General features: G+C 70.1%; 20 protein-coding genes. 12 read left to right on the top strand and 8 right to left on the bottom strand.

Annotated elements, in window-relative coordinates:
• Position 1: 1 nt before the first annotated feature.
• The gene (locus tag PV734_RS44055; protein ID WP_319090016.1) at positions 2-538 is read right to left on the bottom strand and encodes a sigma-70 family RNA polymerase sigma factor; all 537 of its coding nucleotides are present in this window, start codon (positions 536-538) and stop codon (positions 2-4) included.
• 343 nt (positions 539-881) lie between these two features.
• On the opposite strand from PV734_RS44055, the gene PV734_RS44060 reads away from it, so the two are divergent.
• The gene (locus PV734_RS44060; RefSeq protein WP_319090017.1) at positions 882-1,901 is read left to right on the top strand and encodes an aspartate-semialdehyde dehydrogenase; all 1,020 of its coding nucleotides are present in this window, start codon (positions 882-884) and stop codon (positions 1,899-1,901) included.
• A gap of 91 nt (positions 1,902-1,992) precedes the next feature.
• On the opposite strand, the gene PV734_RS44065 is transcribed toward PV734_RS44060, so the two are convergent.
• Entirely contained in the window at positions 1,993-2,340 is a 348-nt protein-coding gene (locus tag PV734_RS44065) for a type II toxin-antitoxin system PemK/MazF family toxin (RefSeq protein ID WP_319090018.1), read from the bottom strand.
• Positions 2,327-2,557, bottom strand: a complete 231-nt coding sequence (locus PV734_RS44070) for a ribbon-helix-helix domain-containing protein (RefSeq protein ID WP_319090019.1) — start codon at positions 2,555-2,557, stop codon at positions 2,327-2,329. Before PV734_RS44070 ends, PV734_RS44065 begins: the two co-directional genes overlap by 14 nt.
• A gap of 261 nt (positions 2,558-2,818) precedes the next feature.
• Between PV734_RS44070 and pepN the strand changes: the two genes are divergently transcribed.
• On the top strand, positions 2,819-5,401 hold the full coding sequence (gene pepN, locus PV734_RS44075; protein WP_319294876.1) for an aminopeptidase N: 2,583 nt from the start codon (positions 2,819-2,821) through the stop codon (positions 5,399-5,401).
• Positions 5,402-5,485: 84 nt separating this feature from the next.
• Here the strand turns inward: pepN and PV734_RS44080 are convergent, their stop codons facing one another.
• Entirely contained in the window at positions 5,486-6,421 is a 936-nt protein-coding gene (locus PV734_RS44080) for an EamA family transporter (protein WP_319090021.1), read from the bottom strand.
• A gap of 122 nt (positions 6,422-6,543) precedes the next feature.
• On the opposite strand from PV734_RS44080, the gene PV734_RS44085 reads away from it, so the two are divergent.
• On the top strand, positions 6,544-7,059 hold the full coding sequence (locus PV734_RS44085; protein ID WP_319090022.1) for a MarR family winged helix-turn-helix transcriptional regulator: 516 nt from the start codon (positions 6,544-6,546) through the stop codon (positions 7,057-7,059).
• Between the two features lie 74 nt (positions 7,060-7,133).
• Here the strand turns inward: PV734_RS44085 and PV734_RS44090 are convergent, their stop codons facing one another.
• The 3 genes from PV734_RS44090 to PV734_RS44100 form a co-directional block, all read right to left on the bottom strand.
• The gene (locus PV734_RS44090; protein ID WP_319090023.1) at positions 7,134-7,403 is read right to left on the bottom strand and encodes a hypothetical protein; all 270 of its coding nucleotides are present in this window, start codon (positions 7,401-7,403) and stop codon (positions 7,134-7,136) included.
• Positions 7,404-7,492: 89 nt separating this feature from the next.
• The gene (gene malQ / locus PV734_RS44095) at positions 7,493-9,619 is read right to left on the bottom strand and encodes a 4-alpha-glucanotransferase (protein WP_319294878.1); all 2,127 of its coding nucleotides are present in this window, start codon (positions 9,617-9,619) and stop codon (positions 7,493-7,495) included.
• Complete coding sequence (locus tag PV734_RS44100) at positions 9,620-9,835, bottom strand: hypothetical protein (protein WP_398394433.1); 216 nt, start codon at positions 9,833-9,835, stop codon at positions 9,620-9,622.
• 282 nt (positions 9,836-10,117) lie between these two features.
• Between PV734_RS44100 and PV734_RS44105 the strand changes: the two genes are divergently transcribed.
• Positions 10,118-11,305 carry a Fic family protein gene (locus PV734_RS44105; RefSeq protein WP_319294880.1) on the top strand — a complete coding sequence of 396 codons (1,188 nt, stop codon included), beginning with the start codon at positions 10,118-10,120 and terminating at the stop codon, positions 11,303-11,305.
• Between the two features lie 641 nt (positions 11,306-11,946).
• Here PV734_RS44105 and PV734_RS44110 read toward each other — a convergent pair.
• Positions 11,947-12,483 (bottom strand): HNH endonuclease, encoded by a 537-nt coding sequence (locus PV734_RS44110; protein WP_319090028.1) that lies wholly within the window; start codon positions 12,481-12,483, stop codon positions 11,947-11,949.
• Between the two features lie 336 nt (positions 12,484-12,819).
• Between PV734_RS44110 and PV734_RS44115 the strand changes: the two genes are divergently transcribed.
• The 8 genes from PV734_RS44115 (at position 12,820) to PV734_RS44150 (ending at position 22,558) form a co-directional block, all read left to right on the top strand.
• Positions 12,820-13,935, top strand: coding sequence for a mechanosensitive ion channel family protein (locus PV734_RS44115; protein WP_319090029.1), 1,116 nt, complete (start codon positions 12,820-12,822; stop codon positions 13,933-13,935).
• A gap of 244 nt (positions 13,936-14,179) precedes the next feature.
• Entirely contained in the window at positions 14,180-15,343 is a 1,164-nt protein-coding gene (locus PV734_RS44120) for an ROK family transcriptional regulator (RefSeq protein WP_319294893.1), read from the top strand.
• Positions 15,344-15,435: 92 nt separating this feature from the next.
• On the top strand, positions 15,436-16,773 hold the full coding sequence (locus PV734_RS44125) for an ABC transporter substrate-binding protein (protein ID WP_319090030.1): 1,338 nt from the start codon (positions 15,436-15,438) through the stop codon (positions 16,771-16,773).
• Between the two features lie 2 nt (positions 16,774-16,775).
• Positions 16,776-17,720, top strand: coding sequence for a sugar ABC transporter permease (locus tag PV734_RS44130; RefSeq protein ID WP_319294882.1), 945 nt, complete (start codon positions 16,776-16,778; stop codon positions 17,718-17,720).
• A gap of 1 nt (position 17,721) precedes the next feature.
• The gene (locus PV734_RS44135; RefSeq protein WP_319090032.1) at positions 17,722-18,615 is read left to right on the top strand and encodes a carbohydrate ABC transporter permease; all 894 of its coding nucleotides are present in this window, start codon (positions 17,722-17,724) and stop codon (positions 18,613-18,615) included.
• A gap of 7 nt (positions 18,616-18,622) precedes the next feature.
• Positions 18,623-19,888 (top strand): 6-phospho-beta-glucosidase, encoded by a 1,266-nt coding sequence (locus tag PV734_RS44140; protein WP_319294884.1) that lies wholly within the window; start codon positions 18,623-18,625, stop codon positions 19,886-19,888.
• Positions 19,879-20,850 carry an N-acetylglucosamine kinase gene (locus PV734_RS44145; RefSeq protein ID WP_319090034.1) on the top strand — a complete coding sequence of 324 codons (972 nt, stop codon included), beginning with the start codon at positions 19,879-19,881 and terminating at the stop codon, positions 20,848-20,850. The genes PV734_RS44140 and PV734_RS44145 overlap by 10 nt, the downstream gene beginning before the upstream one ends.
• 217 nt (positions 20,851-21,067) lie before the next feature.
• Positions 21,068-22,558 carry a hypothetical protein gene (locus PV734_RS44150; protein ID WP_319090035.1) on the top strand — a complete coding sequence of 497 codons (1,491 nt, stop codon included), beginning with the start codon at positions 21,068-21,070 and terminating at the stop codon, positions 22,556-22,558.
• Positions 22,559-22,608 lie beyond the last annotated feature (50 nt).

Raw genomic sequence — 22,608 nt, forward strand, 5'->3', positions numbered from 1 at the left:
GTCACACCACCTCGTCCTCGTGCAGGCGGGCACGCAGTGCCCGTACCGCCGTGTGCAGCCTGCTCTTGACCGTGCCCTCCGGGATACCCAGTTCCTCGGCGATCCCGCGTACCGGCAGGTCGGCGAAGAAGCGCAGGACCAGCACCTGGCGCTGCGGGTCGGGCAGGTCGTCGAGTCCTCGGGCGACGGCGAGGGAGAGCAGGCTCGTCTCCTCGCCGGAGGGGTGGGCCACCGGCTGGCGCAGGGAGGCGAGCCGCTCCCCCAGCCGTTCCTGGCGGCGCTTCGACCGGTGCCAGTCCATGGCGAGGTTGGAGGCGACGACCGCCGCCCACGCCGAGACGTCACGCGGTGCCTCGTGTCCGTTCGCGGTGCGTTCCAGCAGCCGCAGGCGGACCTGCTGTACCCCGTCCAGCAGGTCCGCCTGCGGCACGCCGCCGAGCGCGAGCACCGCTCGGACCCTGCGCTCCTGCGCCGTGTCCAGCGGGTCGCCGTGTTCGTCCTCCTGGACGCGCCGGGCCTTTCTGCGCAGCACAAGCACCCTCCCCCTCGCCGCGTTTTCTCTACGACGCCGAGGGCGCCCGAAACGTTCGACCTCGGCGGAGACGTACGTCACACCGTTATCGAAGCGAGACGAACGCCTCGCCCGTCCCCGGTCGGCCGGGCCCGTACAGCTTGCGCCCCACCGTCCTCGCGGAGCGGGTTTCTCCAGCTCGGCAGGGGTGCCACCGGAATATCGCGACCGTTCGCGGCTCGTGTCCTGTCCCAGTCCTCGGGCATGCCGGGCAAAGGATTGGACATGTTGCCCCGGGTGGGACGCATGATGGAAATGCGCCGGTCACGCAATCGGTCGCGCGATACAGCGCCATACAGAAGGAGTCGCCGTGAGGGTCGGAATCGTCGGAGCCACCGGACAGGTCGGCACGGTCATGCGCAGGATCCTTGTCGAGCGTGAGTTCCCGGTCACCGAGCTGCGGCTGTTCGCGTCGGCTCGGTCGGCGGGCTCGGTCCTCGACGGCGTCACGGTGGAGGACGCGGCCACGGCCGACTACGCCGGCCTCGACATCGTGCTGTTCTCGGCGGGCGGCGCGACCTCGAAGGCGCTCGCGGAGAAGGTCGCCTCGCAGGGTGCCGTGGTGATCGACAACTCGTCGGCGTGGCGGCGGGACCCGGACGTGCCCCTGGTCGTCTCCGAGGTGAACCCGCACGCGATCGTCGACCGCCCCAAGGGCATCATCGCCAACCCGAACTGCACGACGATGGCCGCGATGCCGGTCCTGCGTCCGCTGCACACGGAGGCGGGCCTCGACGCGCTGGTCGTCGCGACGTACCAGGCGGTGTCCGGTTCGGGTGTGGCGGGTGTGGCGGAGCTGCACGGCCAGGCGCAGAAGGTGATCGCCGACGCGGACAAGCTGACGCACGACGGTTCGGCGGTCGACTTCCCCGAGCCGCAGGTCTACAAGCGTCCGATCGCGTTCAACGTGCTGCCGCTGGCGGGCAACCTGGTCGACGACGGTTCGTTCGAGACGGACGAGGAGCAGAAGCTCCGCAACGAGTCCCGCAAGATCCTGGAGATCCCGGAGCTGAAGGTCTCCGGTACGTGTGTCCGTGTGCCGGTGTTCTCGGGGCACTCGCTGCAGGTGAACGCGCGGTTCGCCCGCCCGCTGTCGGTGGAGCGGGCCACGGAGCTGCTGGCGGGGGCGCCGGGTGTCGTCCTCTCGGACATCCCGACCCCCCTGGAGGCGGCCGGCCAGGACGCGTCGTTCGTGGGCCGGATCCGCGTGGACGAGACGGCGGAGAACGGGCTCGCGTTCTTCGTCTCCAACGACAACCTGCGCAAGGGCGCGGCGCTGAACGCGGTGCAGATCGCGGAGCTGGTGGCGGTGGAGCTGGGCGGGAGCTGACCCGGCCCACCGGTAGGAATGACGACCCTACCGCCAGTACGACTCATGGGGTGCCCGCCGGTGACTGGCGGGCACCCCTTCGCGTAGGGGCTCAAAGCGCCAAGTGCCGCCGCAGCGCCACGTCGATCTCGGCCATCCGCTGCCGGGGTACCGAGCCGATCGCGCGCAACAGCCTCTCGGGCGCGAGGGCCCGCAACTGCTCGCACTGGACCTTCGAGTCCTTGGGCAGGCCACACTCCTCCGCGGACAGCAGCACCTGGAAGGGGTACACACGCGAGGTGTTCGACGTGAGCGGCACGAGCGTCACCACGCCCAGCCCCGTCCGCGCCACCGCGGCGTTGGCCGCGTCGTTCGAGACGACAACGGCCGGACGCGCCTTGTTGGTTTCACTGCCGCGCGCCGGCTCGTAGTCGACCAGGTAGATGTCACCGCGCTTCATCGGTGAGCCCGTCCGCCGAGAACCGCTCCCAGAACGCCGCGTCCTCGCTGCCGTCCCATTCGGCGAAGGCCTCCGCGTACTCCTCCTCCAGCCGAGCGGCACGCAGGAGTTCGATCGCGTCGTGTATCACCGCGGAGCGCGACGCCGCCTGTGTTCTCTGTGCGTACTCGTCGACGAAGGAGACGTCCTCCTGGGGCAGACTCACACTGATCTTCATACCTCAACGGTAACAAGGTATGAAGAGAGCGGCTACTAGTAGTATTACCCTTCACCCTCCTTGGCGCTCCTGCCAAGGAGGGTGGGCGCGAAGCTCCCAGGAGCGGAACCATCCGGCCCCCCGAAGCGTCAGCAGAACGCACCCTCTGAGGGATCAGTGGACCACCGGTCCACCCGCGCTCACCGGCGGGTTCCGGACATCGCGTCGGCCCTGGGTCCCATGGAAGGATGACGCAACCCACACATACGAGGAGATGACCGCGTGCCTGGCACAAACCTGACCCGCGAAGAGGCGCAAGCGCGGGCGAAGCTGCTCACCGTTGACTCGTACGAGATCGAGCTCGATCTCTCCGGCGCGCAGGAGGGCGGCACCTACAGGTCCGTGACCACGGTGCGCTTCGACTCCGCCGAGACCGGCGCGGAGTCCTTCATCGACCTGGTGGCTCCGACGGTGAACGAAGTCACCCTCAACGGTGACACGCTCGACCCCGACGAGGTCTTCAAGGACTCCCGGATCGCGCTGACGGGACTGCTGGCCGGCCGCAACGTGCTGCGCGTCGTCGCCGACTGCGCCTACACCAACACCGGTGAGGGCCTGCACCGCTTCGTCGACCCCGTCGACCAGCAGGCGTATCTCTACACCCAGTTCGAGGTGCCGGACGCGCGGCGCGTGTTCGCCTCGTTCGAGCAGCCGGATCTCAAGGCGACCTTCCAGTTCACGGTGACGGCGCCGTCCGGCTGGACCGTCATCTCCAACTCGCCGACGCCCGAGCCCAAGGACGACGTCTGGCGCTTCGAGCCGACGCCCCGTATCTCCACGTACATCACCGCGCTCATCGTCGGCCCGTACCACTCGGTCCACAGCGTGTACGAGGCGGACGGCCAGACCGTCCCGCTCGGCATCTACTGCCGGCCCTCGCTCGCCGAGTTCCTCGACTCCGACGCCATCTTCGCGGTGACCCGGCAGGGCTTCGAGTGGTTCCAGGAGAAGTTCGACTACGCGTACCCGTTCAAGAAGTACGACCAGCTGTTCGTTCCCGAGTTCAACGCCGGTGCCATGGAGAACGCGGGCGCGGTCACCTTCCGCGACCAGTACGTGTTCCGGTCGAAGGTGACCGACGCCGCGTACGAGACGCGGGCCGCCACGATCCTGCACGAGCTGGCCCACATGTGGTTCGGCAACCTGGTCACCATGGAGTGGTGGAACGACCTGTGGCTGAACGAGTCGTTCGCCACCTACGCCGAGGCCGCGTGCCAGGCGTACGCCCCGCAGTCGCGCTGGCCGCACAGCTGGACCACGTTCGCCAACTCCATGAAGACGTGGGCCTACCGCCAGGACCAGCTGCCGTCCACCCACCCGATCATGGCCGACATCGGCGACCTCGACGACGTCCTCGTCAACTTCGACGGCATCACGTACGCCAAGGGCGCCTCCGTACTCAAGCAGCTCGTCGCGTACGTCGGCCAGAACGCGTTCTTCGCGGGCGTGCAGGCCTACTTCAAGCAGCACGCGTACGGCAACACGCGGCTCAGCGACCTGCTGGGCGCCCTGGAGGAGACCTCCGGGCGTGATCTGAAGGCCTGGTCGAAGTCGTGGCTGGAGACGGCCGGCATCAACATCCTGCGGCCCGAGATCGAGACGGACGCGGACGGGGTCATCACCTCCTTCGCCATCCGCCAGGAGGCCCCGGCCCTGCCCGCCGGCGCGAAGGGTGAGCCGACGCTCCGGCCGCACCGGATCGCCGTCGGCCTGTACGACCTCGACGACGAGAGCGGCAAGCTGCTGCGCGACGACGAGAGCGGGCGGATCGAGCTGGACGTCGACGGCGAGCTGACGGCCGTACCGCAGCTGGTCGGCAGGCGTCGTCCGGCCGTGATCCTGCTCAACGACGACGACCTGTCGTACTCCAAGGTCCGCCTCGACGACGCGTCCCTCGCCTTCGTCACCGAACACCTGGGCGACTTCGAGGCCTCGCTGCCGCGCGCGCTGTGCTGGGCCTCCGCCTGGGACATGACCCGCGACGCCGAACTGGCCACCCGCGACTACCTCTCCCTCGTCCTCTCGGGCATCGGCAAGGAGGCGGACATCGGCGTCGTGCAGTCGCTCCAGCGGCAGGTGAAGCTGGCGATCGACCTGTACGCCGACCCGGCCGCCCGCGAGGCCCTGCTGACCCGCTGGACGGACGCCACGCTGGCCCACCTCCGCGCGGCCGAGGCGGGCTCGGACCACCAGCTGGCCTGGGCGCGTGCCTTCGCGGCCACGGCCCGTACGCCGGAGCAGCTGGACCTCCTGGACGCGCTGCTCGAGGGCACGCAGACCATCGAGGGGCTGGCCGTCGACACCGAGCTGCGCTGGTCGTTCGTGCAGCGGCTGGCGGCCGTCGGGCGCTTCGACGAGGAGGAGATCGCGGGCGAGTACGAGCGGGACAAGACGGCTGCCGGTGAGCGTCACGCCGCCACCGCCCGGGCCGCCCGTCCGACCCCGGAGGCCAAGGCGGAGGCCTGGGCGTCGGTCATCGAGTCCGACAAGCTGCCCAACGCCGTCCAGGAGGCGGTGATCGGGGGCTTCGTCCAGACCGACCAGCGCGAGCTCCTGGAGCCGTACACCGACAAGTACTTCGCGGTGGTCAAGGAGGCCTGGGACTCTCGCTCGCACGAGATCGCCCAGCAGATCGCCATCGGCTTCTACCCGGCCGTCCAGGTGTCCCAGGAGACCCTGGCGAAGACGGACGCCTGGCTGACCGCCGCCGAGCCGAACGCCGCTCTGCGCCGGCTCGTCTCGGAGTCCCGTTCCGGTGTCGAGCGCGCCCTCAGGGCACAGGCGGCGGACGCGGCGGCCTCATAGGTCCCCGACTCACGCTGAGCGCCCTGATCGAACGGCGCGTCCCGGTCTGCCGGGGCGCGCCGTTCGGCGTTCACGTGTTCCCGGTCAGCGGCGCGCCACCAGGGCGGGAACCCGCCCCTTCCTCGCACCGGGGCCGCTCCTCGGGGCGGACACTCCGCGCGCCCCCAGTTGCCCCACCACCGTCGCCCCGAACGCCAGTGCCATGCCCGCCAGTTGGACCGGTGTCAGCGACTGGTCGAGGGCCGCCCAGCCGACGAACGCGGCGGTGAGCGGGGACAGCGGGCCGAGGAAGGTGACCTGGGTCGCGGTGAGCCGGCCGATGCCGCGGAACCAGAGCCAGTACGCCACCGCCGTGTTCGCCAGGGCGAGGTAGAGGTACCCGGCGGCGGCCCGGCCGTCCAGCGCGGGCGGAGCACCCTCGACGAGCACGGCGAGGGGCGCGACGAGCAGACCGCCGGCGGTCAGTTGCCAGCCGGTGAGGGCGAGCGGGCCGACGCCGTCCGGGCGGCCCCAGCGCTTCGTCAGTACGGTGCCCGTCGACATCGACGCGGTGGAGGCGAGGGCGGCCAGCACGCCCACGGTGTCCAGCGCCCCGGCCGCCTTCAGGACGACCAGACTGACGCCGAGCGCCGCCGCGATCCCGGTGAGCAGGGTGCGTACGGTCGGACGCTCGCCCAGGAGCAGTGTCGCGAGCCCGGCGACGAACAGCGGGCCGACCGACCCGACGACCGCCGCCATACCGCCGGGCAGCCGGTACGCGGACAGGAACAGCAGCGGGAAGAAGGCGCCGATGTTGAGCGCGCCGAGGACCGTCGCCTTCCACCACCAGGCGCCGCGCGGCAGCACCCGGGTCAGCGCGAGCAGCACGAGACCGGCGGGCAGGGCGCGCAGCAGGGCGGTGAAGAGGGGCCGGTCGGGCGGGAGGAACTCGGTGGTGACCGCGTACGTGGTGCCCCAGGAGATGGGTGCCAGGGCGGTGAGGGCGATGGTGGGGACGAGGGCGGAGCGGCTGGCGGGCATGAGCGCACCCTTCGGATTCCTTCGAATTAGGTCAGCGATAAGTAGCTTAGCGCTAAGCAACTTTCCGTCAAGCTACTTTCTCGCGAGTGACCGTCCGGCTCCTGTTCGGCGATACTCGGCCCATGAGTGCAAGCGCACAGCCGCCGCAGCGCAGGGACCCCGTCGACGCGATCATCGACCAGTGGGCGGTGGTGCGGCCCGATCTCGACACCGCCGCGATGGAGGTGTTCGGCCGCGTCTACCGGCTCGCGCGCGCCATGGCCGACCGGACGGAGAAGGCGTACGCCCGGTTCGGGATCGCACGCGGCGAGTTCGACGTGCTCGCGACCCTGCGCCGGGCGGGCGAGCCGTACACGCTCTCGCCGCGGCAGCTGTCGTCGACGCTGATGCTCACCACCGGCGGGATGACCGGCCGCCTCGACAAGCTGGAGCGGGCCGGGCTGGTACGCCGCTCCCCCGACCCCCATGACCGGCGCGGCCTCCAGGTCACCCTGACCGAGGAGGGGCTGACCCGCGTGGACCAGGCGGTCGGCGTCGGTCTCGCCGCGCAGACGGAGGCCCTGGCCGCCCTCGACGCCGAGCGGGCCGGACAACTGGCCGACCTGCTGCGGGAACTGCTGGCGGCGACGGACGGCTGAGAACACGCCGAGGGCGCCGTTCGCACCCCATGGGTCAGGGGGTGCGAACGGCGCCCTCGGAACAACAGCTCAGGTCAGACCTTCGCCTTGGCGGGCTTGGGCTTGACGACCTTGGGGGCGCGGTCCGAGGACTTGTCCAGGACCATCACCAGGCCCGCGATGACCGCGAACAGCGCGATCGGGGCGACAACGTAGAGGCCCAGCGTCTCGATGACGCTCAGGCCGGGGCCGGGGTCGTCACCGTCGTCGCGGGTGAGCGCGAGCGCGGGAGACGTCATGAGCAGCATCATCAGCGTCGTACCGGCCACCAGGGCACCGGCGCGCAGGGCGTTCGTCTTGTCCACGGTGCAAAAGTAGCGAACGCCCGCCGGGGCCGCGCGCCCGGGGTGCCGTACGAGGGGGTCGGCGCCCCGCGAAGGGCGGCCCGACGCGGTCACCCCCCGTCCCGCAACACCCCCATCAGCGCCCACAGCCGCGCCGACCCCGCCAGCTCCTCCAGCGTCACCGGGCGGCCCTCCGCGTCGGCGACGGGCAGCCGCCAGTTCGGGTACTGGTCCCACGTGCCCGGCAGGTTCTGCGGGCGCCGGTCGCCGACGCAGTCCGGGAGCCAGACGCCGATCATGCGGGCGGGCGTGCGCAGCAGATAGCGGTGTACGGCCTGGATCTCGGCCTCCTCCGCCGTCCCCGAGAGACCGCCGCCGCCCCCCTGGAGCAGGCCGAGGCGGGCCAGCAGGGTCAGCCACTCGTTCGTGTCGGCGGCGGCGACGGCCCGCTCCTGGGCCAGTGGGCTGGTCAACAGGCCCAGCCGGTCGCGGAGTTCGACGTGCTCGCCGGTGAGACGGGCGGCGGTCGGCGGCAGGTCGTGGGTGGTGACGGTGGCGAGACAGTCGGCGCGCCAGTGGTCGGGGGGCAGGGGGCGTCCGTCGCCGTCCCAGTCCCGTTCGAACCACAGCACGGACGTGCCGAGCACCCCGCGTTCGTGCAGCGTCTCCCGGACGCCCGGTTCGACGGTCCCCAGGTCCTCGCCGATCACCACCGCCCCGGCCCGCGAGGCCTCCAGCGCGAGGACGGCGAGCATGGCCTCGGCGTCGTAACGGACGTACGCCCCCTCCGTCGGCGCCAGCCCCTGAGGCACCCACCAGAGCCGGAACAGGCCCATGACGTGGTCGATGCGCAGGGCGCCCGCGTAGCCGAAGAGGGAGCGCAGCAGCTGGCGGTACGGGGCGTAGCCGGACTCGGCCAGCCGGTCCGGTCGCCAGGGCGGCAGGCCCCAGTCCTGGCCGCGCGCGTTGAACGCGTCCGGGGGTGCGCCGACCGACATGCCTGCCGCGAAGTACTCCTGCTGCGCCCAGGCGTCGGCACCCCCGGGATGCACCCCGACCGCGAGGTCGTGCACGATCCCGACCGGCATGCCCGCCTCGCGTGCCGCCCGCTGGGCGTCGGCGAGTTGGGTGTAGGTGAGCCAGGCGAGCCGGGAGTGGAAGTCGACGCGGTCCATCAACTCGCCCCGGACGCGGGCGGTTTCGGCCGACCGGGGGTCCTGGAGGCCGGCCGGCCAGCGCGACCAGTCCGAGCCGTGCGTCTCGGCCAGCGCGCACCAGGTGGCGTGGTCCTCCAGCGGCTCGCCGGCCCGGGCGAGGAAGTCGGAGTACGCGGCCTGCCGTCCGGGCCCGAGCGGTACGGCGCACACCAGTTCCAGGGCCTCGCGCTTGAGTTCCCACACGGCGTCCCGGTCGATCAGCTCGCCCTTGTCCAGCACCGACTCCCGCAGCCGCCCGGCCCGCTCCAGCAGCCCGCGCACCCGCTCACGGTCCTCGGCCGTCCGGAGGTAGGCGAACTCCGGTACGGCCTCGACCCGCAGATGCACGGGATCGGGGAAGCGACGGGAGGACGGCCGGTACGGGGACGGATCGGTCGGCGCCCCGGGGACAGCCGCGTGCAAGGGGTTGACCTGCACGAATCCGGCACCGAGCGCCCGTCCGGCCCAGGCGCTCAGCTCGCCGAGATCACCGAGGTCACCCATGCCCCAGGAGCGACGGGACAGGAGGGAGTACAGCTGGACGAGGAGTCCGTACGAGCGTCCGGTGGGCGTGGGCAGCCGGGCCGGGGCGACGACGAGATGGGCGCGGGCGGCCCGGCCGTCGGGCGCCTCGGCGTCCAGCTCGTGGATGCCGGGCGGGAGCTGGTCGACCGAGTCGCGGATCTCGCCCTGCTCGGTGCGGATGCGCAGTCGGGTGCCCTCGGGCAGAAGGGCCAGCGCGGCCGCCGTACCGTCGGCGCCGCACACCACCGTGGGTGGCAGCAGCCGCGCCGCCACTTCCCGTTCGCGAGCGGCGAGGGCGGCCCGGACGGTCTCCGGGGTGGTCGCGTCGACGCCGAGGGCGGCCAGTACGGCGACGAGCGCGGCGTCGGAGGCGGCGACCGTACGCTCCGGTGAGGGGCTGAAGGAGGGGGCGACGCCGTGCAGCTCGGCGAGGCGGGCGAGCGCGAGGCGTTCCTCGGCCCGGCTCTCCCCGCTCTCGTGGGCCTCGACGGGTTCGGCCGACCCGGGTACGGACATCTACAGCCCCGCGAGGTCCGACAGCGCCGGGACCGGACCCTCGTACAGCCCCGTGGGGTCCGCCTCGGCGTCGGCGTGCTCGCTCGTCATCGCCTCCGCGTCGGCGAGCGGGGGCTCGCTGGTGAGGGGCTCGGCGGCGGGCAGCGGCGGCTCGCTGGTGAGCGGCGCCTCGGCGGCGGCGCTCTCGGCACTGAAGATGTGGGCCGGTACGGCCACGGAGGCCTCCTTGTCGCGTACGACGGCTGACGGCGGATGGCGGGTTTCATCCGCAGCCCTACCCAGTGGACGCGACCGCAGACGTGTATGAAAGGACGAACCACGGTACCGCCGGTCACATTCCGCGATTCTTCCGTCGCCCGCCTGTCGGCATCCGGCGCCTTTCGCCATCTCCCCCTATCCCTTCCGCCTCTCTCCTGGGCACGCCAGGCTGACTGGGCGACTTACCTGACACGAAAGCTTGACTAGTTAAAGTAGTCAAAAGACGGCTACGGTGACTACATGAAGCAGTCATCGCACATCGATCTCTACACGGCCCCCTCCCTGACCGGCGAGGACAAAGCCGTGCTGGGCGAGATCCACCGGATGCGCATGGACATGCGACACGCCCTGCGCACCCCCCGGCGCTGGGAAGGCGGCCTGCGCCGTTCTGTCCTCGCCAAGGCCATCCAGGGCTCCAACAGCATCGAGGGCTACGTCGTTGAAGAGGATGACGCTCTCGCGGCACTCGATGATGACGAGCCCATGAGCGCCGATGAGAAAACCTTTGAGGAGATCAAGGGCTACCAGCGAGCCATGAGCTACGTGCTCGCGGTAGGCGGCGACAGCCTTGCCACGTATGACACCACTGAGCTGCGGGCCATGCACTTCATGATGCTGCAGCATGAGCCGTCCAAGTCTCCAGGGCGATTTCGCAAGGGACCGATCTACGTCCATAACGAGGCCACCGATGAGCAGGTGTACGAAGGACCCGACCATGAGCTCGTGCCCGACCTCATGGAGAAGCTGGTCGAACATCTCCGCACTGACCACGATCACGACCCCGTTGTCCGCTCTGCGATGGCGCACCTCAACCTGGTCATGATCCATCCGTTTCGAGACGGCAACGGACGTATGGCTCGCGCCGTCGCGACCCTGGCGCTGACCCGTTCGGACATCGGCGACCCGGCCTTTTCCTCCATCGAAGAGTGGCTCGGCGTCACTGCCAACACACTCGACTACTACGCCGCACTCGGCCACACCGGGCATGGCGTATGGGCGCCGCGGCCTGACGCTCACCTGTGGCTTTCGTTCTGCCTGCGCGCCCATCACATGCAGGCTCAGACGATGGCTCGGCGTTTCGAGGATGCCAGCCGTTATTGGGCCCATCTCGACGGCCTGGTCGAGCGCCACTCGCTTCCGGAGCGCGTAATGGACCTACTGTTCGACGCGGTCCTCGGCTACCGGATCCGACGCAGCGGGTACATGAAACGCGCCGAGATCGAAGGACAGATGGCCACCCGAGACCTTGCTCACCTGGTTGCTCTCGGTCTCCTGGCCGCACACGGGTCGGGACGTGGAAGGCACTACACGGCTGCCGGCTCGATTCTGGCAGCGCGCGCCGATGTCCGCGCAAAGCGTTCCGCGATCATCGATCCGTACCCGTGGATGCGTCCCAAGTTGGCCGAGCCTGTTGTGTTGACCAAGTGAGCGGCGCGACAAAGACCTGTACGGCCGGAACTCATACGGTGATTGTCCCCGCCGGGGTCACGGGGACAGCCACCTTTCCACTAGATGCGCCGGCTGTTCTGTCCACGGAGGTTGGTGCCAGGGTTCACGGCGAGGACAGCCTTGGGAAAAATCGGTCCGGACGCCGACTCTGGGTCGATCCTGGCTCCGAGGCCCCTGAGCCGAGCCTGAACGTCGGGTCCCGCGAGGTATCCGCACCTCCAGCAGTCCAGGACCCCCTAGCAGGATGCCGGCGAGGTCGGTAAAGATGCGGGGCCTACTTCTTGAGCCGTCCAACTGTTCGCGTCATGACCGTAGGACCGGAGCGATCCGCCCGGCGGCCTGAGCCGACACCAGCGTGAGCACCTGCACGGACGACCGCGATCGGTTACACGTCCTCGCCTGCTCGCCGCCGCCACCGCACTGCCGTTCTGTGCCGTTCGGTGCGCCCCGCGGAGCTCAGGTACGGCTGAGCGGCCGGGCATGAGTGATCCGGCCCTGGGGAACGGGGGTTCCCTGGGCCGGATCGCATCCGTGCCGTACAGACAGCCCGAACGGGTGTGCGGGTACTCCGCTGTCAGGCTGTGTTCGGTTCCGTATTCAGGTAGACGAAAGCCCGGAGGTCAGGCTGAGATGCCGTCGATCCGGGCCATCGCGTCGTCCGCGCCGTACGGCTGCAGGTACGGCAGCCAGCGCGGGTCCCTGTGCCCGGTACCGATGATGCGCCAGGCGAGACCTGTGGGCGGGGCGGGTTTGTGGCGCAGCCGCCAGCCGATCTCGAAGAGATGGCGGTCGGCCTTGGTGTGGTTGCAGCGACGGCACGACGCCACCACGTTGTCCCAGCGGTGCTGACCGCCACGGGACTTCGGGATGACATGATCGACGCTGGTCGCGGCGGCGCCGCAGTACATGCACCGGCCGCCGTCGCGGGCGAACAGCGCCCTACGGGTCAGTGGAACGGGCCCCCGGTAAGGGACCCGTACGAACCTCTTCAGCCGGACCACGCTGGGTGCGGGGACAGTAACGGTCGCGCTGTGCAGGAAGGCGCCCGATTCCTCGAGGGAGACAGCCTTGTTCTCCAGGACGAGGACGAGCGCGCGGCGGAGCGGTACGACGCCGAGTGGCTCGTACGACGCGTTGAGTACCAGGACATGCGGCACGGATGCCTCCTTGGGCGTCGGCGGCGCGTGGCTCGCGCCGGGACGATCTGTAGTCAGTCTCCCCTCTCGCCCGGCGGCTGCGCCACCACGTCCCGGTAACGGGCTGGGAGTGTTTTCGACCACACCTTGCGTTCATGCCCCGGGACCACACCCTCTTCATCCCCAGGTGAGCACGGTCTCTCCCTCGAACATGGCGCCGATCCGCACACGTTGCCCCGTTAGTGTGGTGGTTCTGCCCTTCCGGTGACCTTTCCGTGACCTGAATGACGAGCTCACCGTCGAGCCGAACGCCGTAACCATCCGTACCGGGGGCAGGCCGCTTTGGAGGTACCCCCCGTGTCCTTGCCCGCCGTCCTACTCGCCGCCGGTACGTCGCCGTCACCGACTCCCTCGGAGTCACCGACCGCGTTGGTCCCGTCGCTCCAGGACGCCCAGGAGAGCGCGACGAACGCCGCCAGCTGGGTCGAGCAGAACTGGTCCACCTGGCTGGCCATCGGCCTCAAGGTCCTGCTGATCGTGGTGATCGCGGTCGTGCTGAGAGCGGTGGTGCGGCGGGCCATCACCAAGCTGATAGACCGGATGAACCGTACGGTCCAGGGGGCCGACGGCCCGTCCGGCGGCACGGCCCTCGGCAGCCTGCTGGTCAATGTCGAGCGGCGCCGTCAGCGTTCCCAGGCGATCGGCTCGGTGCTGCGCTCGGTGGCCAGCTTCATCATCCTGGGCACCGCGGCCCTGATGGTGCTCTCCGCGTTCCAGATCAACCTGGCCCCGCTGCTCGCCTCCGCCGGTGTCGCGGGCGTGGCGATCGGTTTCGGCGCCCGCAACCTGGTGACGGACTTCCTCTCCGGCGTGTTCATGATCCTTGAGGACCAGTACGGCGTCGGGGACACGATCGACGCGGGGGTGGCGTCGGGCGAGGTGATCGAGGTGGGCCTGCGGGTGACGAAGCTGCGCGGCGACCAGGGTGAGATCTGGTACGTCCGCAACGGCGAGGTCAAGCGCATCGGCAACCTCTCCCAGGGCTGGGCCACGGCCGGCGTGGACGTGACCGTCAGCGCGGACGTGGACCTGGAGCGGCTGAAGGCGACGCTCGCCGAGGTCGGCGAGAAGATGAGCCGGGAAGAGCCCTGGAACGAGCTGCTGTGGGGCCCGATCGAGAGCCTGGGCCTGGACAGCGTGCTGCTGGACTCGATGGTCGTCCGCCTCACGGCGAAGACGATGCCGGGCAAGTCCCTGACGGTGGAGCGCGAACTGCGCTGGCGCGTCAAGCGGGCCCTGGACGCTGCGGGCATCCGCGTCGTCGGCGGCACCACGGTCATCCCGGAGGAGGACCCGGACGCGGACCCGACAGCGGCGGTCGCGGCCCCCTCGGTGTACTCGAACGCCGCCTCTCCCCAGACGGAGGCGGCGTCCCCGATAGCCCCGATCGCGCCCGCACGGCCCGGCCGGTAGGCCGTACGAGGTATCCGGCAGCCTGTATCGGAGAGGCGGCGTTCCCGAATCGGGGGCGCCGCCTCTCTCATTGCCCCTTGACGTCCCCCTTGGTCCGGTTCTATCTTCTCGCCATCCGATAGGAAACCTTCCTAACAGTCATCGGGGTTGTGAAAAGCTAGGCACGGAAAGGCAGGTGCAGATACCAGTGGCAGGTAGCGCAGGAACCTCAGGCACGCCCGGCACCCCCCGCGTCCTGCGCGCCATGAACGACCGGGCGGCCCTGGACCTCCTTCTGGAGCACGGCCCCCTGTCCCGCACCCGGATCGGCAAACTCACCGGTCTCTCCAAGCCGACCGCCTCACAGCTGCTCGCCCGCCTGGAAGCGGCCGGACTCGTCCTGGCGACCGGCACCACCGAGGGCCGGCCCGGCCCGAACGCCCAGCTGTACGAGGTCAACGCGACCGCCGCGTACGCCGCCGGGCTCGACGTCACCCCCGAACGCGTCCTCGCCGCGGTCGCCGACATCACCGGCCGGACCGTGAGCGAGTACGAACTGCCCACCCCCGGCAAGCGCCCCGCCCGGCCCGTCGTCCAGCAGGTCACCGACGCCCTGGACGGTGCCGTCAAGGCGGCCGGGCTGGCCCGCGCCGATCTCCGGCGGCTCGTCATCGGGACGCCTGGCGCCTTCGACCCGGGCACCGGGCGGCTGCGCTACGCCTCCCACCTCCCGGGCTGGCACTCCCCGGCCCTCCTCGACGAACTCGCCGCCGCGCTCCCGATGCCGGTGGAGTACGAGAACGACGTGAACCTCGTCGCCATCGCCGAGCAGCGCCTCGGCGCCGCCAGAGGGCACGACGACTTCGTGCTCCTGTGGAACGAGGGCGGCCTCGGCGCCGCGCTCGTCCTCGGCGGCCGGCTGCACCGCGGCTGGACCGGCGGCGCCGGCGAGGTCGGCTTCCTGCCCGTGCCGGGCACACCCCTCGTCCGGCAGGTCAGCAGAGCCGGCAGCGGCGGCTACCAGGAGCTGGCCGGCTCACAGGTCATCCCCCGGCTCGCCCGCGAGCTGGGCATCAGCCCCGTCCCCGAGGGCCCGTACGCCGAGGTCGCCGCCGCCCTCGTCGCCCAGGCCGCCGACATCGACGCGGGCCCGCACCGGCGGCTCCTCGAAACGTACGCGACCGGCCTGGCCACCGGTCTGGCCTCGCTCGTCTCCGTCCTCGACCCCGAACTCGTCGTCCTCAGCGGCGCCTCCCTGACCGCGGGCGGCGAACCCCTGCGCGGTCTGGTCCAGGCCGAGCTGGAGGAACTGGCCGCGACCCGGCCCCGGCTGGTCGTGGGTGACGTACACGAACACCCCGTGCTGCGGGGCGCGCTGGAGAGCGCCCTCGCGACCACCCGCGACGAGGTCTTCGACACCTCCCGCTGAACAACCCCCCCGCAGTTCTCCGCTTCACGCACGCTCTCACCTTCACCCTCAAGTCCCGTGCCCTGCTTCGCCCTTCCCTGGGAGACCTCGCCATGCCCGGAATATCGAGAAAAGTCGCCGTCGCACTCGCCGTGACCGCCTCCACAGCCCTCCTCGCCACGGCCTGTACCGGCCAGTCCTCATCCGGCACCCAGGACGACGCCTCCAAGGACACGACCATCACCTTCTGGCACGCCTGGAGCGCGCCGAACGAGGTGGCGGGCGTGAAGGCGCTCATCGCCGGCTTCGAGAAGGCCCACCCGAACATCCACGTCAACGTCGTCGGCAACATGACCGACGACAAGATGAACCAGGCGCTGCGCGCGGGCGGCAGCAAGGCCCCCGACGTCATCTCGTCGTTCACCACCAACGGCGTCGGCAAGTTCTGCTCGTCGGGCGCGCTGGTCGACCTGAACCCGTTCTTCAAGAAGGCGAACATCGACCCGGCGGCGACCTTCCCGAAGGCGATGAGCGAGTACACGCAGTACGACGGCAACCGCTGCGCCGTCCCGCTGCTGGGCGACGCCTACGGCCTCTACTACAACAAGACCGCCTTCAAGAAGGCCGGGATCACCACTCCGCCGAAGACCTGGTCCGAGTTCGAGGCCGACGCCAAGAAACTGACGATCGCCAAGGGCGACACCTACTCCCAGCTCGGCTTCATGCCGAACTACCACGGCTGGGAGACGACCACCGAGCACTACATGGGCCAGTTCGGGCCGACGTACTTCGACGCGTCCGGGAAGTCGACGATCGCCACCGACCCGGCCGTGGCCGGTGCCTTCGCCGTGCAGAAGAAGCTGGTCGACGAACTCGGCGGCTTCAAGAAGCTGGAGAAGTACCGCTCCGGGCTCGGTGACGAGTGGGGCCCCAAGCACCCCTTCCAGACCGGCCAGGTGGCCATGCAGCTGGACGGCGAGTGGCGCCTCGGTATGGCGCTGGACGCGAAGCCCGACTTCGAGATCGGCGTCGCCCCGCTGCCCGTGCCCGACAACCAGGCCGACCAGTACGGCAAGGGCTACATCACCGGCACCATCGCCGGCATCGCCGCCACCAGCAAGAAGCAGAACGCGGCCTGGGAACTGGTCAAGTACATCACCACGGACACGGACGCGGTCGTCGGCTTCTCCAACGCGATCCACAACGTGCCCTCCACGCTGGCGGCCCTCAAGTCCCCGAAGCTGAAGTACGACCCGCGCTTCAAGACCTTCCTCGACATCGCCGCGAACCCCGAATCGACCACCTCACCGGCCTCGATCAACGGCGGCGTCTACCTCACCACCATCCAGGAGCTCGGCTACGACTACGAGAGCGGCAAGGTCACCGACCTCCAGGCGGGCCTGAAGAAGGCGGCGGCGCAGATCGACACGGACATCGCGCAGGCGAAGTGACCATGGCCGCCACCTACACCCTGCGCGCCAAGCACCGGCGTTCGAGGCTGCGTACCCTCGCCTTCCTCTCGCCCTGGATCATCGGCTTCACGGTCTTCTTCGCGTACCCGATGATCTCGACGGTCTACTTCTCGTTCATGCACTACGACGGCTTCAAGCCGCCGACCTGGAGCGGAACGAAGAACTGGAAGTACGTCTTCGAGTCCTACCCCTTCTTCTGGCCCGCCCTGCGCAACACCCTGTGGCTGGTCGTGATCATGGTGACCCTCCGTGTCCTGTTCGGACTCGGGATCGGCATGCTCATCACGAAGATCAAGACGGGTACGGGCGTCTTCCGCACCCTCTTCTACCTGCCCTACCTCGCCCCGCCGGTCGCCGCGACCATGGCGTTCGCGTTCCTCCTCAACCCCGGTACGGGACCGGTCAACTCCATCCTGGAGAAGATCGGCATCCCGGCGCCGGGCTGGTTCAACGACCCGAACTGGTCGAAGCCGGCGCTCACCATGCTGGCCCTGTGGGGCATCGGCGACCTGATGGTGATCTTCATGGCGGCGCTGCTCGACGTACCGAGGGAGCAGTACGAGGCGGCCGAGCTGGACGGCGCGACGCCCTGGCAGCGCTTCCGGTACGTCACGCTGCCGAACATCTCCCCGATCATCATGTTCGCCGTCGTCACCGGCGTCATCGGGGCGATGCAGTACTACACGCAGCCACTGGTGGCCGGGAAGGTCGCCTCGGGTGTGATCCAGGGCGCGGGCACCTCGTTCCAGCCCGGCTATCCCGAGCACTCCACGCTCACCCTCCCCCAACTCGTCTACAACCTCGGCTTCCAGCGCTTCGACTACGGCTCCGCGTGTGTCGTCGCCCTGGTGCTGTTCGCCCTGTCGATGGCGTTCACCGCGCTGTTGATGCGGCGCCGGGGCGGTCTCATCCAGGCAGGTGACTGACATGACCCAACTACTGGAGCGGCCGGTGGAGTTGAAAGTCCCCGCCACGCCCGCCGAGCGCACGGCCCGCCGCAAGGCGTTCCTGGAATGGATCGCGGTCCACTCCCTCGGCGTCGCCGCGGCCCTCTTCTTCACCCTGCCCTTCGTGTTCGTGTTCCTGACCTCGCTGATGAGCGACTCGCAGGCACTCAGCCGGGACCTGATCCCGCACACCTGGGAATGGTCCAACTACCGCAAGGTCTTCGACACCCCGGGCTTCCTCACCTGGTGGAAGAACACCCTGATCTACGCCGGCCTGGGCACAGTACTTACTGTCGTCTCCTCCGTCCCCGTGGCGTACGCGCTCGCCAAGTTCCGCTTCCGGGGCCGGAATCTGACGCTCATGCTGGTCATCTCGATGATGATGCTGCCGCCCCAGGTGGTGGTCATCCCGATGTACCTGTTCTGGGCGAAGCAGCTCGACCTGTCCGGCACGCTGTGGCCGATGATCATCCCGCTGGCGTTCGGCGACGCGTTCTCGATCTTCCTGCTGCGCCAGTTCCTGATGACCATCCCCAACGAGTACGTGGACGCGGCGAAGGTGGACGGCTGCGGTGATCTGCGCACCCTGCTGCGGGTCATCCTGCCGATGGCTAAGCCCGGGATCGCCGCCATCGCCCTCTTCCAGTTCTTCAACGCCTGGAACGACTACTTCGGCCCCCAGATCTACGCCTCCGAGAACCCGGGCGCGTGGACCCTGTCCTACGGCCTGGAGTCCTTCAAGGGCGCCCACCACACCGACTGGAACCTCACCATGGCCGCGACCGTGCTGGTCCTGGCCCCCGTGCTCCTCGTGTTCTTCTTCGCGCAGAAGGCGTTCGTCGAGGGCGTCACTCTCACCGGCGTAAAGGGTTGATCCTCGTATGAAACTCACCGTGGTCGGCGGCGGATCGACCTACACCCCCGAACTCATCGACGGTTTCGCCCGGTTGCGGGACACCCTGCCCATAGAGGAGCTGGTGCTGGTCGATCCGGCCGCCGAACGGCTTGAGCTGGTCGGCGGCCTGGCCCGGCGGATCTTCGCCAAGCAGGGGCACACCGGGAAGATCGTCACCACCGACGACCTCGACGCGGGTGTCGAGGACGCCGACGCCGTCCTGCTGCAACTGCGCGTCGGCGGCCAGGCGGCCAGGCAGCAGGACGAGACCTGGCCGCTGGAGTGCGGCTGCGTCGGCCAGGAGACGACCGGCGCGGGCGGCCTCGCCAAGGCGCTGCGCACGGTCCCGGTGGTCCTGGACATCGCCGAGCGGGTCCGGCGGACCAACCCGGACGCGTGGATCATCGACTTCACCAACCCGGTGGGCATCGTCACCCGCGCGCTGCTGGAGGCCGGCCACAAGGCGGTGGGCCTGTGCAACGTGGCGATCGGCTTCCAGCGGAAGTTCGCCGCCCTGCTGGGGGTGACCCCGGCCGACATCCACCTGGACCACGTGGGCCTCAACCACCTCACCTGGGAGACGGGCGTCCGCCTGGGCGGCCCCGAGGGCGAGGACGTCCTTCCCCGGCTGCTCGGCGAGTACGGCGACCGGATCGCCGACGACCTCCGTCTTCCGCGTACGGTCCTCGACCGTCTGGAGACGGTCCCGTCCTACTACCTGCGCTACTACTACGCCCACGACAGCGTCGTACGCGAACTGCGCACCAAGCCCTCGCGGGCGGCCGAGGTGGCCGCCATGGAGGAGGAACTGCTGCGGATGTACGGCGATCCGGCCCTGGACGAGAAGCCGGAGCTGCTCGCCAAACGCGGGGGCGCCTTCTACTCGGAGGCGGCGGTGGATCTCGCCGCGTCCCTGCTGGGCGGGGGCGGCAGTCCCTATCAGGTGGTGAACACGTACAACAGGGGAACGCTGCCCTTCCTGCCGGACGACGCGGTCATCGAGACACAGGCGGCGGTGGGCCGGACGGGGGCCACTCCCCTGGCCGTCCCGGCTGTCGACCCCCTGTACGCGGGGCTGATCGCCAACGTCACCGCCTACGAGGAACTGGCTCTGGAGGCCGCGCTGCACGGCGGACGCAACCGGGTCTTCCGGGCGCTGCTCGCGCATCCGCTGGTCGGCCAGTACGACTACGCCGACACCCTGACCGACACCCTGATCGCGCACAACCGGGAGCATCTCGCGTGGGCATGACCGCACACGTCCTCGCCGTCGACGCCGGCAACAGCAAGACCGACGTGGCGGTGGTCGCGGCCGACGGGGAGGTGCTGGCCACGGCGCGGGGCGGGGGGTTCCGACCGCCGACCGACGGACTGGACGTCGCGGTCTCGGGGCTGGCCGCCGCCGTCGCCGAGGCCTTCACCGCCGCCGGGGTCAGCGCCGTCGACCGGGTCTCGGCGTGTCTGGCGAACGCCGACTTCCCCGTGGAGGAACGGCAGTTCGCCGACGCGCTGCACGCGCGCGCGTGGGGCGCGAGTGTCGACGTACGCAACGACACCTTCGCGATCCTGCGGGCCGGGATCACCGAGCCGCGCGGGGTCGCCGTCGTCTGCGGCGCCGGCATCAACTGCGTGGGGATGACCCCGGACGGCCGCACCGCCCGCTTCCCCGCGCTGGGCCGGGTCTCCGGCGACTGGGGCGGGGGCTGGGGTCTGGCGGAGGAGGCCATGTGGCACGCGGCGCGGGCGGAGGACGGCCGGGGCGGTCCGACGGCCCTGATGTCCGCCCTGCCCGCCCACTTCGGGCTCACCTCCATGTACGCGCTCATCGAGGCCCTGCATCTGGGGGGCGTCGACAACGCGCGGCGCCACGAGCTGACGCCGGTGCTGTTCGCCACGGCGGCGGACGGTGACCCGGTGGCGTGCGCGCTGGTGGACCGGCTGGCCGACGAGGTGGTGGCCATGGCCGCGGTCGCGCTCGGCCGCCTCGGTCTCCTCGAAGAGGAGACCCCGGTACTGCTCGGCGGGGGTGTACTGGCGGCCCGGCACGCCCGGTTGACGGACCGCATCACCGAGCTGCTCGCCGCCCGGGCGCCCAAGGCGGTCGCCCAGGTGGTGACGGCACGCCCGGTGCTGGGGGCGGCGCTGCTGGGCCTCGATCACACGGACGCCCCGGCGGAGGCGCATGCGCGCGTACGACGCTTCTACGAGGTCTGACCGGCTTCGTACGGGAACCGAACAGATTCCTCCGGCGTATTCATGGGCAGAGGGGTGGTGCGGGGAGCGCGTGTATGTCCGAATACGGGGCAGCGCGTCCCGGCACCACACCACCGCACTGCGACACAACCCTGCCGCTTTGCGATCCGATCAAGATCCAGTCAAGGTCGGTGCGGATTGTCAGTGCCGGGGGCGATACTGGCGGTGACGGATGACCATGGGGGAGGTCACAGTGACAGCTACGAGCAGTGCGGCACCACCTGCGCCCGAATCGCCGGGCGGACCCGGCACGTCAGGCGTGCCCGGGACGCCCGCGGCCTCGGCCCTGCCCGCCATCCCCGCGCAGGGTGGCAGGGGTGCCGCTCCAGGTGTCCCCCAGCCTCCGCGCCGCACGGCCTTCGCCGAGGGTGTCGACCAGTTGCGGGCCGCCGCGACCACCGAGCCCGGGCGGCTGCGGATCATCGGCGCCCTGCTCGCCGCGCTCGTCGTCGCGTTCGGTGCCGTCACCGCCTGGCAGATGACCGACCGGTCGTCCGCCGCGGACGACGTGCTGCACAACAGCCAGCCCCTCAGTTCCGCGGCGGCGGACATCTACAGCTCCCTCGCGGACGCCAACACCGCCGCCTCCAGCGGTTTCCTGGCCGGCGGTGACGAGACGGCGACCTCCCGCGAGCGCTACCAGCAGGACATCCGCAACGCCGCCGCCAAGCTCTCCGCCGCCGCGACCAACTCCGAGCCGGACTCCGAGGCCGCGACGACGATCGCCAACCTCAACAAGCTCCTGTCGGAGTACACGGGCTACATCGAGCGGGCCCGCGCCAACAACCGGCTGGGCTTCCCGGTCGGCGGCTCGTACCTGCGGCTGGCGAACGAGACGATGCAGGACCGGATGCTCCCGCAGGCGGAGAAGCTCTACGCCAAGGAGAACCAGCGGCTCGGCTCGGACTACGCGGACGCGACCTCGTACCCCTGGGCGGCGATCGGTCTCGGCGCCGTCGTGCTCGGCGCCCTCGTGTGGACCCAGCGGCGCAACTACCGACGTACGAACCGGGTGCTGAACCACGGCCTGGTCGCGGCGACGGCCACCGCGACGATCGTCCTGCTGTGGCTGGTCGCCGGGCAGAGTCTCGCCCGCTCGGGCCTCAACGACTCCTACAACCACGGCATCCGCTCACTGAACGTGCTGCACGACGCCCGGATCGCCTCCCTCAAGGCGCGCGGCAACGAGAACCTGACGCTGGTGGCGCGCGGCGCGGAGACGGTCGAACTGGCCGACGGCGAGGTCGTCGACGCGTACGACCACGACTTCGAGGGCGACATGAGCGCCCTCGGCAAGGGTCTGGCCGAGGCCGAGCGCCTCGCCGACGACCAGGCGGGCAGGACGCCGGTCACGTCGGCCGTCGGCGGTATGAAGGAGTGGAAGACCCGCCACGACGAGGCGCAGGCGGAGTACGAGTCGGGTGACTTCCAGCAGGCGCTCGCCCGCGTCATAGGGGACAAGAAGGACAAGCCGACCGGTGAGTGCTTCGACAGCGTGGACAAGGCGCTGAGGACCGCCATCGGACATGAGCAGACCGAGTTCCAGCAGGCGGCCGTGAACGGCCGGGACGCGATGACCGGCCTCCCGGTGGGCGCCGCGGGCCTCGCCGTACTGGGCGCGGCGGGCGCGGTGCTCGGCATCGGGCGCAGGCTGTCGGAGTACCGCTGATGCGGTACGAAGCGGTACAGGGGAGTGCGGCGGCAAGGGAGTTCGGGCGA

The organism is Streptomyces sp. AK08-02 (assembly GCF_033795085.1).
In the GTDB taxonomy this organism is placed as follows: domain Bacteria; phylum Actinomycetota; class Actinomycetes; order Streptomycetales; family Streptomycetaceae; genus Streptomyces; species Streptomyces echiniscabiei.